The following is a 13,813-nucleotide window of genomic DNA, read 5'->3' on the forward strand; positions in this document are numbered from 1 at the left end:
CTCTTCAGATCCGGCGCATGAGGTGACTAGAACGATGGCGATGACGGCAGCGGTCAAGGACGAGCTGAGCCGGGTCGATGTTCCGAAGCCCTGCTGTCGCCGGGCTGAGATGGCAGCTCTGCTGCGTTTCGCCGGTGGCTTGCACATCGTTTCCGGCCGGGTGGTGGTCGAGGCGGAACTCGACACCGGCGCGGTGGCGCGGCGGCTGAGGCGCGAGATCTCGGATGTCTACGGGTACCAGAGCGAGGTGCACGTCCTCGCTTCGGGCGGCCTTCGCAAGGGCAGCCACTACATCGTGCGGATCGTCAAGGACGGCGAGGTACTGGCCCGCCAGACCGGCCTCCTGGACGTGCGGGGCCGCCCGGTGCGTGGCCTGCCGCAGCACGTGGTGAACGGCAACGTCTGCTGCTCGGTGGCTGCCTGGCGGGGCGCGTTCATGGCGCACGGCTCGCTCACCGAGCCGGGCCGCTCCAGCGCCCTGGAGATCACCTGCCCCGGACCGGAGGCGGCTCTCGCTCTGCGCGGTGCCGCCCGGCGCATCGGGATCACCGCGAAAGAGCGCGAGGTACGCGGCGTCGACCGCGTCGTGATCAAGGACGGCGACGCGATCGCGGCGCTGCTCACCCGGATCGGCGCGCACTCCAGCGTGCTGGCCTGGGAGGAGCGGAGGGTACGCCGTGAGGTCCGCGCCACAGCGAACCGGCTGGCCAACTTCGACGACGCGAACCTGCGCCGATCGGCGCGGGCAGCAGTGGCGGCGGCAGCCCGGGTCACCCGGGCCCTGGAGATCCTCGCCGATGACGCTCCGAACCACCTGACCTCGGCCGGTGCGCTGCGGCTGGAACACCGGCAGGCCTCGCTCGAGGAGCTCGGCGCGCTGGCCGACCCGCCGCTGACCAAGGACGCCATCGCCGGCCGGATCCGGCGGCTGCTGGCCCTGGCCGACAAGCGCGCCCGTGACTTGGGAATTCCCGACACCGAGGCAGCCGTCACTCCGGAAATGATGGCCTGTTAGACCGTCATGTGACCTTTGGCCCTGTCCGAACCGCTACCCAAATTAGGTAACGTTCAGGTCGCGGCCCCGCTGCCTGATGAATACCAGGTCTCGGATAGGGTCACTTCTGACGGCGACGGTGCCGGCAGTTCGGCCGAACCCCCCGCTGTGACGCGCCGCCAACTCCGGTTGCGGCGTTCCACGCTCCTTCGGGCGCGGCGGCCGGGCACCCTTGTGCCTGCCCTCCATTCGGCTGGCATGCAGACCCTCCGCCGGTCGCAAAATCCGGCGGACCGAAACGAGGAGACCACCTGTGACCATCCGGGTTGGCATCAACGGCTTCGGCCGTATCGGTCGTAACTTCTTCCGCGCGGTGCTGGCGTCCGGCGCCGACATCGAGATCGTCGGCGTGAACGACCTGACCGACAACGCCACTCTCGCCCACCTGCTGAAGTACGACAGCATCCTGGGCCGTCTCGGCCACGAGGTGAAGGCGTCCGCCGACGAGATCAGCGTCGGTGGCAAGTCGTTCAAGGCGTTCGCCGAGCGCGACCCGAACAACCTGCCCTGGGGCGACCTGGGCGCCGACGTCGTCATCGAGTCGACCGGCTTCTTCACCGACGCCACCAAGGCGAAGGCGCACATCGACAAGGGCGCCAAGAAGGTCATCATCTCGGCTCCGGCCAAGAACGAGGACATCACCATCGTCGTCGGCGTCAACGACAACCTCTACGACGCCGCGAAGCACAACATCATCTCGAACGCTTCGTGCACCACGAACTGCCTCGCCCCGATGGCGAAGGTCCTGAACGACACGATCGGGATCGAAAAGGGTCTGATGACCACGATCCACGCGTACACCCAGGACCAGAACCTGCAGGACGGCCCGCACAGCGACCTGCGTCGCGCCCGCGCCGCCGCGCTGAACATCGTGCCGACCTCGACCGGCGCCGCGAAGGCCGTCAGCCTGGTGCTGCCGGAGCTCAAGGGCAAGCTGGACGGCTTCGCGCTGCGGGTGCCGATCCCCACCGGCTCGGCCACCGACCTGACCTTCACGGCTTCCCGTGACACGTCGGTCGAAGAGGTCAACTCGGTGATCAAGGCGGCCGCCGAGGGTGCGCTCAAGGGCATCCTGGTCTACACCGAGGACCCGATCGTGTCGTCGGACATCGTCACCGACCCGGCCTCCTCGATCTTCGACGCCGGCCTCACCAAGGTCATCGGCAACCAGGTCAAGGTCGTTTCCTGGTACGACAACGAGTGGGGCTACTCGAACCGCCTCGTCGACCTGGTCAAGCTGGTCGGGGCCTGATTTTCTTGAAGACTCTCGACGACCTGCTCGGCGAGGGTGTCTCGGGTCGGCGCGTATTCGTGCGCGCCGACCTGAACGTCCCGTTCGACAAGGCCAACCCAGGCGTGATCAGTGACGACGGCCGCGCCCGCGCGGTACTGCCGACCCTGATCGCCCTGCGTGACGCGGGCGCTCGCGTGATCGTGGCGTCCCACCTGGGCCGCCCGAAGGGCGCGCCGGACCCGAAGTTCACTCTGGAGCCGGTCGCCACCCGTCTGGGTGAGCTGCTCGGGTCGCCGGTGGTCTTCGCGTCCGACACCGTCGGCTCCGACGCGCAGGCGAAGGTCGCGGCTCTGGCCGACGGCCAGGTCCTGCTGCTGGAGAACCTGCGGTTCAACGAGGGCGAGACCTCGAAGGACGACGCGGTTCGTGGCGCTTTCGCCGACGAGCTGGCGAAGTTCGCGGACTTCTACGTCGATGACGCTTTCGGTGCGGTGCACCGCAAGCACGCGTCGGTGTACGACGTACCGGCCCGGCTGCCGCACTTCGCCGGTGGACTCGTCCTCAAAGAGGTCGAGGTCCTGAAGAAGGTGTCCGAGAGTCCGGAGCAGCCCTACGTCGTCGTGCTCGGCGGCTCGAAGGTCTCCGACAAGCTCGCGGTGATCCAGGCGCTGCTGCCGAAGGTGGACAAGCTCCTCGTCGGTGGCGGCATGTGCTTCACGTTCCTCAAGGCGCAGGGCCACGAGGTGGGCAAGTCCCTCCTCGAGGCCGAGATGATCTCCGTGTGTGCCGATCTGCTGGAGCAGGCGGACGGCCGGATCGTCCTGCCCGTCGACGTCGTCGCGGCCACCGAGTTCTCGGCGGACGCCGAGCACGACGTCGTGGATGTCTCGGACATCCCGGCTGACCGGCTCGGCCTCGACATCGGCCCGAAGTCGACGGAGCTCTTCGCGTCGGCTGTCGCCGGTGCCAAGACGGTCTTCTGGAACGGCCCGATGGGCGTCTTCGAACTCGCTCCGTTCGCCGCCGGCACCCGCGGTGTCGCCGAGGCGATCACCAAGATCGACGGCTTCTCGGTCGTCGGTGGCGGCGACTCGGCCGCGGCGGTACGCACGCTCGGCCTGGACGAGACCGCGTTCGGCCACATCTCCACCGGCGGGGGCGCGTCCCTGGAGTACCTCGAAGGCAAGACGCTGCCGGGCGTCGCCGCACTGGAGAAGTGATGACGACCCCCCGTAAGCCGATCATTGCCGGCAACTGGAAGATGAACCTCAACCACTTCGAGGCGAATCTGCTCATCCAGAAGCTGGCCGCGAGCCTCACCCCGGCCCAGCTGGACGCGGTCGAGACCGTCGTGCTGCCGCCCTTCACCGACCTGCGCACCGTGCAGACCGCTGTGGACGGCGACAAGCTCGGCATCGCGTACGGCGCTCAGGACATCTCGCAGCACGCGTCCGGCGCGTACACCGGTGAGATCGCCGGCTCGATGCTGGCGAAGCTCGGCTGCACCTACGTGGTGATCGGGCACTCCGAGCGCCGCGAGTACCACAACGAGACCGACGAGCTGGTCAACGCGAAGATCAAGGCGGCTTTCACGGCCGGCCTGACCCCGATCTTCTGCGTCGGCGAGGGCCTGTCGGTGCGCGAGGAGTCCGCTCACGTGGGCCACTGCACCTCGCAGGTCGACGCGGGCCTCGACGGGCTCAAGGAAGACCAGATCAAGCAGATCGTCATCGCGTACGAGCCGGTCTGGGCGATCGGCACCGGCAAGACCGCCACGCCGGACGACGCGCAGGAGGTCTGCGGCGCGATCCGTGCGCGGCTGACCGAGAAGTACGGCGCGGACGTGGCCGACGCGGTCCGCATCCAGTACGGCGGCTCGGTCAAGGCGGGGAACATCGCCTCGATCATGGCGCAGCCGGATGTCGACGGTGCCCTGGTCGGTGGCGCGGCTCTGGACGCCGAGGGCTTCGCGGCCATCGTGCGCTTCCCGGAGCACGTTGCTCGCTGATCTCTGATCACATGCAGATCGCGCGTGCCCGGCCGTAACAAACGGCCGGGCACCCGCTATTGTGGGACCGCTTGCTGTGCCCTTCGAGAGGAATGAACCCGACCATGCCGATCGCGTTCGCTTACACGTTGATCGTGTTGCTGATCACCACCAGCATTCTGCTGACCCTGCTGATCCTGCTGCACCGGGGTAAGGGCGGCGGCATGTCGAGCATGTTCGGTGGCGGCGTCACCTCCAGCCTGGCCGGTTCCTCGGTGGCGGAGAAGAACCTGGATCGCTACACCGTTCTGGTGGGCATCATCTGGTTCGCCTGCATTGTCGGCCTCGGTTTCTGGCTCAAACTTCAGCTGGCTTCCTGACGGGCGCTCATAGTCGTACAATCTGCCGCGCGGCCGGTTTTTCCGGCCGCGCGGTTTTTTGTCCTCGCCGTCCGGTTTGACCAACCCCCGCCCGGGCGGCTCTTGAGGCCCCTCGAGACAGGAGTGACGTCCGTGTCCAGTGGCAGCGCTATCCGCGGCAGTCGTGTCGGGTCCAGCCCGATGCGGCCCGACGAGCGCACCGAACCCGCACCGCGCAGGCAGATCACGTATTTCTGCGCGGCCGGCCACGACAGCCAGATCTGGTTCGCGGCGGAGGCCGCGACCCCGGATACCTGGGACTGCCCTCGCTGCGGGCAGCCGGCCGGTCTCGACCGGTCGAACCCGCCGGGCCGGCTGCGCGCCGAGCCCTACAAGTCGCACCTCGCGTACGTGAAGGAGCGCCGCTCCGAGGAGGACGCCCAGGCGATCCTCGCCGAGGCGCTCGCCAAGCTGCGCCAGCGGCGCGGCGAGCGTTAGACAGACGCGGTTGAGGCCGGCCGCACGGGGGCGGCCGGCCCGATCAAGTCTGCTCAGCTCAGCGGTGACGTGTCGCGGCCCAGATAGAGGGCTCCGGCGTCCGGCACCTCGACGTCGTGGAAACCGAGGCGCTGGTAAAACGCGTAGGCGCCGTGGTTCTCCGGCGCCATCCCGAGGTGCACCCGCGAAACGCCGGCGGCTCGCAGCCCGTTCAGGAAAGCCGCCATCAGCTGCCGTCCGAGCCCCTTGCCCTGAGCCTGCGGCAGCAGGTCGATGTGCAGGTGCGCCGGATAGCCGGCCAGTTCCGGAATCAGCATCCGCTCCGGCTCATGATGCAGATCGAGCATCCCCTCGTCGCGGGGATCCCCGGCGACGAGACGGTCCACAGTGGCCGGAAGCCACTCGGCGCGGTACCACTCCACGAACGCTGCGGTGTCGGCCGTACCGAGGATGTAACCGATCGCGTTGCCCTCGCCGTCCTCGGCGACATGGGTGTGCTCCGGCTCGTGCACCACGTAGGGCACCGCCCAGATGTCCCCGAGCAGCCGATCCGAGCTGTACCGGCCGCGCGCGTCCTGCCCGGCGGCGCCGGTGCGCGCGCAGATGTCGTAGATCGCTTCGAGGTCGCTGGGCCGGTAGCTGCGGATCGTCACGGCCGTCATTCTAGGGAGAGGGCGCTGTGCGCCCTCTCCTCGCCACGCTCAGCGGATCTCTGACGCCGCTGCCCGGTCCAGCAGCCAGAGCGTCTTGCGTACGCCCACAGCGCTCCCAGCGGGCAGCGAAGCACCACCGTGGACAGCGCCGATCGGGGCGGCCTTGTCCGGTCCGGCGGCGATCAGCCACACCTCGTCGGCACTCCGGATCGTGGAGAGGGTCAGCGTCACCCGGGTGGGCGGCGGCTTCGGGCTGTCGAAGACCGCGGCCGCGCTCCCGGTCGCCTCCAGTCCCGGGTGGCCGGGGAACAGCGACGCCACGTGCCCGTCCTCGCCGACACCGAGCATCAGCACGTCGAACCGGGGGAGGGTGTCGCCGAGGACACCCGCGTACCGGGCGGCCGCGGCCACCGCGTCGTCGCCGTCCGGGCCGTCCGAGGCCGGCATCGCGTGCACCCGGGCCGGGTCGAGCGGCAGCTTGTCCAGTACCGCCTCGCGGGCCTGGGTCTCGTTGCGGTCCGGATCACCGGACGGCAGGAACCGCTCGTCGCCCCACCACAGGTCCACCCGGGACCAGTCGATCGCCGCGGCGGCGGGCAGGTCGCTGAGCGAGCGCAGCACCTTCGCCGCGACGCGCCCGCCGGTCAGCACCACGCCGGCCGTGCCGTGCACCGCCTGCGCGTCAATGATCTTGATGGCGAGCCGTGCCGCCACCGTCGACGCCAGGATGTCGGCGTCCGGAACAACCACGACCACGGTCTCACTCAATGAAGGTCTCCCCTATGCAGGGCCGCCCGCCGCGATGCGGCGGACGGCCCGGTGTCGAATTCTTGAACGATGATCAGGAAGCCGCACTGGCCGCGCGGGCGGCCAGTGCCGGGTCCTTCCAGACGTGTACGCGCATCGGCGCCCGCTGGCTCAGGTTCGGCACGCCGGCCATCGCGCTGAGAGCGTCCGCGTAGATCTGGTCGGCGTCGAGCCGGCGCAGTTCCTCGGCGAGCTCGTCACCGACGGCCCGCTTCGGCAGCGGCATGTACCGGTCCTCCTGGCCGGACCGGCTGAACAGCGCCGTGCCTTCCTCGCGGGTGACCCGTACAAAATCGCCGTTCTCGCACTGCAGTTCCACCGCGTGCAGGCGAGGTGACCGGTCGGTGTGCTCCAGCACCGGCTCGATGCCGAGGCGGGACTTGAGCCAGCCGAGCATCAGCCACGCGGTCGGGTCCTTCTCCGGCGCCACGATCCGGGCACCGGTAACCCGGGCGTCGGTCGAGTCGAACGCGCCGGCCACCAGCGTGCGCCACAGGGTGATCCGGGTCCAGGTCAGGTCGGTGTCACCGGGGGCGTAGTCCACGGCCCGCTGGCGCAGTGCGGCCACCGGGTCGGGGGACTGCGCGGCGTCGGTGATCCGGCGGTCCGCTACGACACCCAGGAAGTCGTTGGCGATCGAGTTCGGCGGTTCCTCGTGCCACCACGAGACGACCGGCACGTCCGGCGCCAGCAACGGCATGACCACTGACTCGGCGTGCAGGGCGAGACGGCCGTACATCCGCATGACGACCGCCTCGGCGGGGCCGAGGCGCCCGCCCACGACGATCTCCGCGTCCAGGCGGCTCCGGCCGTCCATGTCGGAGCGAACCACGATGAGCAGACGACACGGGTGTGCCGCCGCGGCGATGGTGGCTGCCGCTTCCGCCTCGCGTACCTTCTTCTCCTCGACCACCGCGATCAGGGTGAGTGCCAGGCCGGAGGCCACGCCGCCGGCACTGCGGCGTTCGGCGGCCAGGGCCTTCACTACCTCGTTGCCGGTGGTGTCCCAAAGGCCGATCATGCTCGCCTCCAAGCGCGGCCCTCGCGGGCCAGCATCTCGTCCGAGGCCCGCGGGCCCCACTCACCGGACCGGTACGGCTCCGGCGTGGTGCCGGCCCAGGCGGCCTCCAGCGGGTCGATGACCCGCCACGACTGCTCCACCTCGGCGGCGTCCGGGAAGAGCGTGCGGTCACCGATCAGTACGTCGAGCACGAGTCGCTCGTACGCCTCCGGGCTGGATTCGGTGAACGCCTCGCCGTACTGGAAGTCCATCGCGATGTCGCGGACCTCCATGGCGGTGCCCGGCACCTTGGAGCCGAATTTCAGCACCACGCCCTCGTCCGGCTGAACCCGGATGACGAGCTGGTTGTGACCCAGCATCTCCACGTCGGCCGGGTCGAACGGAAGGTGCGGCGCCTGCTTGAACAGGATCGCGATCTCGGAGACCCGCCGCGGCATCCGCTTGCCGACCCGGACGAAGAACGGGACGCCGGCCCAGCGCCGGTTCTGGATGCCGAGCCGGACCGCCGCGTACGTCTCGGTCGTGGAGTTCGGCGGGATGTTCGCCTCTTCCAGGTAACCGGGTGCGCGCTCGCCGGCGACCCAGCCGGACAGGTACTGCCCGCGGACCGAGCCCGTCGAGATGTCGGCCGGCAGACTGATCGCTTTCAGAACTTTGAGCTTCTCCGCCCGTACCTCTTGGGGGTCGAAGCTTGTCGGCTCTTCCATGCCGACCAGAGCGAGCAGCTGCAGAAGATGGTTCTGCAGTACGTCGCGTGCGGCGCCGGAGGCGTCGTAGAACGCCGCCCGGGAGCCGATGCCGACGTCCTCGGCCATGGTGATCTGGACACTGTCGACGTACTTGGAGTTCCAGACCGGTTCGAACAGGCTGTTCGCGAAGCGAAGGGCCAGGATGTTCTGAACCGTTTCCTTGCCCAGGTAGTGGTCGATCCGGTAGACCTCCTGCGGATTGAACACGTCGTCGACGAGTTCGTTCAAGGAGACCGCGGAAGCGAAGTCGTGGCCGAACGGCTTCTCCACGACGACCCGGCGCCAGCCACCGAGTTTCGCGTTGTCCGCGAGACCGGTGCGGTTGAGCTGATTGAGCACCAGCGGGAACGCCGCGGGCGGGATGGAGAAGTAGAAGGCCGTGTTGCCGGTGATGCCATTGCGCTCACGGAGATCATCGAGAGTCTCGGAGAGCTTGTCGAAGTCGTCGTCGTTGTCGAAAGAGCCGGGGACGAAGTGGAATTGACTGTTGAGTCGCTGCCAGACGTCCTCCCGCCAGGGCGTCCGGGCGCCCTTCTTGGCGGCGGCGTAGGCCAGCGACTCGAAGTCGCCGTCACCCCAGTCGGCGCGGGCGAAGCCGACGACCACGAAGCCAGGCGGTAGAAGACCGCGGTTGGCCAGGTCGTAGACGGCCGGGATGAGCTTTTTACGGGACAGGTCACCGGTGACCCCGAAGATCACCAGAGCGCAGGGCTCCGGAATCCGCGGAAGCCGACGGTCCTGTGCGGTACGCAGCGGATTACCCACGTTGCCATCCTGCCAAATTTTCGTCAGATGGAACGGCCTGTCGCGGGAGTCCCCGCGACAGGCCTCAAAAACCTCGGGTCAGGCAGCGTCGCTGGGGTTCTTGGCACCGCCGGCGGCGGCCTTCAGCGACTTGGTGACGCCTTCGAGCAGCTCGTTCCAGGCAGCCTCGAACTTCTCGACGCCCTCGTCCTCAAGGACCTTGAAGACGTCGGTGAGGTCGATTCCGGCCGCCGCGAGGTCGGTGAAGACCTGGTGAGCGTTCGCGAAATTCGCGGAGACGGTGTCGCCGCGGGTGGTGCCGTGGTCCTCGTACGCGAAGATGACCGACTCCGGCATGGTGTTGACCGTGCCGGGCGCGATCAGCTCCTCGACGTAGATGGTGTCGAGGAAGTCGGGGTTCTTCGTGCCGGTCGACGCCCAGAGCGGACGCTGCGGGTGGGCGCCGGCGTCGGCGAGGGCCTTCCAGCGGTCGCCGCCGAACACCTTGGTGTACGCCTCGTACGCCAGCTGAGCGTTGGCGATGGCCGCCTTGCCCTTGAGCGCCTTGGCCTCGTCCGAGCCGGCCTTGTCGAGCCGCTTGTCGATCTCGGTGTCCACGCGGGAGACGAAGAAGGACGCGACCGAGCCGATCTTGCTGAGGTCGTGGCCGTTCGCCTTCGCCTTCTCCAGGCCGGTCAGGAACGCCTCCATGACCGCCTCGTAGCGCTCGACCGAGAAGATCAGCGTGACGTTGACGCTGATGCCGTTCGCCAGCACCTCGGTGATGGCGGGCAGGCCGGCCAGCGTCGCCGGGATCTTGATGTAGAGGTTGGGGCGGTCCACCAGCCACCAGAGGGTCTTCGCCTCGGCGACCGTGGAGGCGGTCTCGTGCGCCTTGCGCGGGTCCACCTCGATGGAGATCCGGCCGTCGATGCCGTTCGAGGCGTCGTAGGTCGGGCGGAACACGTCAGCGGCCCAGCGGACGTCCTTGGCGGTCATCAGGCGGACGGCCTCCTCGACCGTCACACCCTGAACCGCGAGGTCGCGCAGCTGCTCGTCGTACGCGTCCGCGTCCGACAGCGCCTTCTGGAAGATGCTCGGGTTGGTGGTGACACCGACCACGTGCTGGTCACGGCGCAGCTTCTCCAGCGAACCGCTGGTCAGCCGTACCCGGGAGAGATCGTCGAGCCACACCGCAACGCCTTGCGCGGAGAGCTCAGCCAGCCTGTCCGTCATTTGCCTTGCTCCTTAAAGAATCAGTTGCCGGTCTTGTGGCCGGTGATCTCGCCGACCTTGGCGAGTGATGCGTTGGCCTTCGCGACGACGTTGTCGGGGGTGAAGCCGAACTGCTCGAAGAGGATCTTCGCCGGGGCGCTGGCGCCGTAGTGCTCGATGCTGACGGCCTCGCCGGCGTCACCGAGGATGCGGTCCCAGCTCATCCGGATGCCGGCCTCGACGGTGACGCGAGCCTTCACGCCACGCGGGAGAACCTGCTGCTGGTACGCGATGTCCTGCGCGTAGAACCACTCCTGACACGGCATCGAGACCACCCGGGTCGGGGTGCCCTCGGCCTCGAGGCGCTCCTGCGCGGTGAGCGCGATCGACACCTCGGAACCACTGGCGATCAGGATCACCTTGGGCTCGCCGGTCGACGCCTCGGACAGGATGTAACCGCCCTTGAGGGTGCCCTCGGCCGACGCGTACTTGGTGCGGTCGACGGTGGGCAGGTTCTGCCGGGACAGCGCGAGCGCGGTCGGGCGGTCCTTGTTCTCCAGGGCGCCACGCCACGCGTACGCGGTCTCGTTGGCGTCGGCCGGCCGGACCACGTCGAGGCCGACGATCGCGCGCAGCGCGGTCAGCGTCTCGATCGGCTGGTGCGTCGGGCCGTCCTCGCCGAGGCCGATCGAGTCGTGCGTCCACACGAACGTGACCGGCAGCTTCATCAGCGCGGACAGGCGGACCGAACCACGCATGTAGTCACTGAAGACCAGGAACGTGCCGCCGTACGGGCGGGTGCCGCCGTGCACCGCGATGCCGTTGAGGATCGAGCCCATGCCGTGCTCACGGATGCCGAAGTGCAGCGTGCGGCCGTACTCGTGGCCCGGGAACTCCTTGGTGGCGTACTCCGCCGGGATGAAGGACGGCTCGCCCTTCATCGTGGTGTTGTTGCTCTCCGCCAGGTCGGCGGAGCCGCCCCAGAGTTCGGGGAGCACCGGCGCGAGCGCCTCCAGGACCTTGCCGGACGCGGCGCGGGTGGCCAGGCCCTTCTCGTCCGCGGGGAAGACCGGGAGAGCGTCGAGCCAGCCCTCGGGCAGCGTGCGGGTGGCGAGACGCTCGAACAGCGCCTTGCCCTCGGCGTTGCCGGCGGCCCAGGCGTCGTACGCCTTGTCCCACTCGGCGTGCGCCGCCTTGCCGCGCTCGACGACCTGCTGCGCGTGCTTCACGACATCGTCGTCGATCGCGAACGGCTCGTCGGCGAAACCAAGGATCTTCTTGGTGGCGGAGATCTCGTCGGCGCCCAGCGCGGAGCCGTGGATCTTGCCGGTGTTCTGCTTCTTCGGCGCGGGGAAGCCGATGATCGTCTTGAGGACGATGAAGGACGGCTTGTCGGTCACCGCCTTGGCGGCCTGGATCGCGTTCCAGAGGGCCTCGACGTCCTCGTCGTAGCCGTTCTCGCCGCGCCAGTTCACGGTCTGGACGTGCCAGCCGTACGCCGCGTACCGGGCGCCGACGTCCTCGGACTTGGCGATCCGGGTGTCGTCCTCGATGGAGATCTCGTTGTCGTCGTAGATCACCGTGAGGTTGCCGAGCTTCTGCACCGATGCGATGGCGCTGGACTCGTGGCTGACACCCTCTTCGATGTCGCCGTCCGAGCAGAGCGCGTACACGTTGTGGTCGAACGGGGACTGGCCGGCGGCGGTGTCCGGGTCGAACAGACCGCGCTCGCGGCGGGCGGACATCGCCATGCCGACCGCGTTGCCGATGCCCTGGCCCAGCGGGCCGGTGGTGATCTCGACGCCGGGGGTGTGCCCGTACTCGGGGTGACCCGGAGTGAGCGAGTCCCACTGGCGAAGGGACTTCAGGTCATCCAGGGAGGTGCTGTATCCGTTGAGCAAGAGCTGTACGTAAAGCGTGAGGCTCGAGTGTCCGCAGGACAGCACGAAGCGGTCGCGTCCCGCCCACAGCGGATCCGTGGGGTCGTGCCGCATCACGCGGTTGAACAGCAGGTAGGCGGCCGGCGCCAGGCTCATAGCGGTGCCGGGGTGACCGTTGCCGGCCTTCTCCACGGCGTCCATGGCCAGCACCCGGCTGGTGTCCACCGCCTTGCGGTCGAGGTCGGACCAGTTGAGAGCGGGATCTGTGGCAGCCACGTCGGTTGTGCTCCTCGGGCAAAATAATGGAACCCTTTTCGGCTTGACCCTATCCAGTCGGGCTAAACACGTGCGCAGTGAACGCCCTAGGCACATACGCTGTGAGCGGACACGCCGGATCAAGTGGTGTGACCGTCTGCACCCGTACCGGGTGCCCCGAGCAGCGCAGACGACTGCGCGTAGGCTGTCCGGGCGAGCCGCTGGGTGAATACCCGGCAACGGCCGCGAAATAAAGCCGATGCCGGAAGGTGGCTGTCCGTGAGCATGATCACCGAGCGTCCCGTCCACCGACGGTCGCCCGGCGTGGCGGAGCACGCGCCACGTGACCGGATAGCGCTTCTCCGGGCGTACCTGGCGCTCACCAAGCCGCAGATCGTCGAGCTCCTTTTAGTAACCACCGTGCCGACCATGATGCTGGCCGCAGGCGGCTGGCCCGACCCCGTGACGTTCGCGGCGGTCCTGGTCGGAGGCGGTCTCGCGGGTGGCGGGGCGAGCGTCCTCAATTGCTACATCGACCGCGACATCGACCAGTTGATGCGGCGGACCAAACGCCGTCCACTGCCGGCGAACCAGCTCACGCCGCGTGCCGTGCTGATCTTCGGATTGACGCTGTCGGTCGTGTCGCTCGTGGTCATGGCGTTGCTCACCAACTGGCTCGCCACTGTCCTCACCGCAGCGTCGATCTTCTACTACGACGTGATCTACACGATGTGGCTGAAGCGCCGGACCCCGGCGAACACCTTCTGGGGTGGCGCCTGCGGTGCCGCGCCCGTGGTGATCGGCTGGGCCGCGGTGACCGGGTCCATCCCGCCGCTGGCCTGGGCGCTTTTCGCGGTTGTTTTCTTTTGGCAGATGCCGCACTTCTACGCGCTCGCGGTGAAGTACAAGGACGACTACGCGCGGGCCGGCATTCCGATGCTCCCCGTTGTCCGGTCGATGAGCAGGGTCAATTTCGAAATCCTGGTCTACACCGTCCTCACTGTGGTCGCCTCGCTCGCGGCCTGGCCGCTCGGTCTCGGACCGATCTACGGCGTGACCGCCATCGTGATGGGCCTCGTCTTCCTCGCCGAGGCGATCCGGCTCGTGGTCAAGACCCGGGCGGGTGACACGGTCAACCCGATGCGGCTGTTCCACTTGTCGATCACTTATCTGACCGTGGTCTTCATGGCGATCGCCGTCGACGCTCTCATCTAAGCGTCACCGTCCTGGTTTTCGTCGCACCGGATGTCCGGATTGTGATCAGTGTCAGTTACTGTCCGTCACTCGTTGGGTTGATATTGGTGGACCCGACAATTCGGACGTAATCAGCTCATAACAATGTCGCAGATTACGAAAC

At 68.1% G+C, this 13,813-nt stretch carries 13 protein-coding genes; 7 read left to right on the forward strand and 6 right to left on the reverse strand.

The genetic code is table 11. The features are described from left to right. Window positions 1-34: 34 nt before the first annotated feature. The 6 genes from whiA (at window position 35) to ACQP2E_RS08380 (ending at window position 5,132) form a co-directional block, all read left to right on the forward strand. On the forward strand, window positions 35-1,015 hold the full coding sequence (whiA, locus tag ACQP2E_RS08355; protein ID WP_111650180.1) for a DNA-binding protein WhiA: 981 nt from the start codon (window positions 35-37) through the stop codon (window positions 1,013-1,015). 292 nt (window positions 1,016-1,307) lie between these two features. Beyond that, complete coding sequence (gene gap / locus ACQP2E_RS08360) at window positions 1,308-2,306, forward strand: type I glyceraldehyde-3-phosphate dehydrogenase (protein ID WP_433829518.1); 999 nt, start codon at window positions 1,308-1,310, stop codon at window positions 2,304-2,306. Further along, a complete protein-coding gene (locus tag ACQP2E_RS08365) occupies window positions 2,306-3,508 on the forward strand; it encodes a phosphoglycerate kinase (RefSeq protein ID WP_433833842.1) in 1,203 nt (400 codons plus the stop codon). Before gap ends, ACQP2E_RS08365 begins: the two co-directional genes overlap by 1 nt. Next, entirely contained in the window at window positions 3,508-4,296 is a 789-nt protein-coding gene (tpiA, locus tag ACQP2E_RS08370; protein ID WP_433829520.1) for a triose-phosphate isomerase, read from the forward strand. Before ACQP2E_RS08365 ends, tpiA begins: the two co-directional genes overlap by 1 nt. Before the next feature lie 104 nt (window positions 4,297-4,400). After that, window positions 4,401-4,655 carry a preprotein translocase subunit SecG gene (gene secG, locus ACQP2E_RS08375; RefSeq protein WP_111650252.1) on the forward strand — a complete coding sequence of 85 codons (255 nt, stop codon included), beginning with the start codon at window positions 4,401-4,403 and terminating at the stop codon, window positions 4,653-4,655. 132 nt (window positions 4,656-4,787) lie between these two features. Continuing rightward, complete coding sequence (locus ACQP2E_RS08380; RefSeq protein WP_111650251.1) at window positions 4,788-5,132, forward strand: RNA polymerase-binding protein RbpA; 345 nt, start codon at window positions 4,788-4,790, stop codon at window positions 5,130-5,132. A 53-nt stretch (window positions 5,133-5,185) separates the two neighbouring features. On the opposite strand, the gene ACQP2E_RS08385 is transcribed toward ACQP2E_RS08380, so the two are convergent. From ACQP2E_RS08385 to tkt, 6 genes are all read right to left on the reverse strand, one after another. After that, the gene (locus ACQP2E_RS08385) at window positions 5,186-5,794 is read right to left on the reverse strand and encodes a GNAT family N-acetyltransferase (RefSeq protein WP_433829523.1); all 609 of its coding nucleotides are present in this window, start codon (window positions 5,792-5,794) and stop codon (window positions 5,186-5,188) included. Between the two features lie 39 nt (window positions 5,795-5,833). Then, window positions 5,834-6,553: a 6-phosphogluconolactonase gene (gene pgl / locus ACQP2E_RS08390; RefSeq protein ID WP_433829525.1), complete on the reverse strand. Its 720-nt coding sequence runs from the start codon at window positions 6,551-6,553 to the stop codon at window positions 5,834-5,836. Between the two features lie 73 nt (window positions 6,554-6,626). Next, on the reverse strand, window positions 6,627-7,613 hold the full coding sequence (locus ACQP2E_RS08395; RefSeq protein ID WP_433829527.1) for a glucose-6-phosphate dehydrogenase assembly protein OpcA: 987 nt from the start codon (window positions 7,611-7,613) through the stop codon (window positions 6,627-6,629). Next, entirely contained in the window at window positions 7,610-9,127 is a 1,518-nt protein-coding gene (gene zwf, locus ACQP2E_RS08400) for a glucose-6-phosphate dehydrogenase (protein WP_433829529.1), read from the reverse strand. Before zwf ends, ACQP2E_RS08395 begins: the two co-directional genes overlap by 4 nt. A gap of 78 nt (window positions 9,128-9,205) precedes the next feature. Continuing rightward, entirely contained in the window at window positions 9,206-10,342 is a 1,137-nt protein-coding gene (gene tal / locus ACQP2E_RS08405; protein ID WP_433829531.1) for a transaldolase, read from the reverse strand. A gap of 20 nt (window positions 10,343-10,362) precedes the next feature. Beyond that, complete coding sequence (gene tkt / locus ACQP2E_RS08410; protein WP_433833844.1) at window positions 10,363-12,402, reverse strand: transketolase; 2,040 nt, start codon at window positions 12,400-12,402, stop codon at window positions 10,363-10,365. Between the two features lie 339 nt (window positions 12,403-12,741). Here tkt and ACQP2E_RS08415 point away from each other — a divergent pair, with 339 nt between their 5' ends. Next, window positions 12,742-13,671, forward strand: coding sequence for a heme o synthase (locus ACQP2E_RS08415; protein ID WP_433833846.1), 930 nt, complete (start codon window positions 12,742-12,744; stop codon window positions 13,669-13,671). Window positions 13,672-13,813 lie beyond the last annotated feature (142 nt).

The organism is Actinoplanes sp. CA-015351, assembly GCF_050955685.1.
Lineage (GTDB): Bacteria > Actinomycetota > Actinomycetes > Mycobacteriales > Micromonosporaceae > Actinoplanes.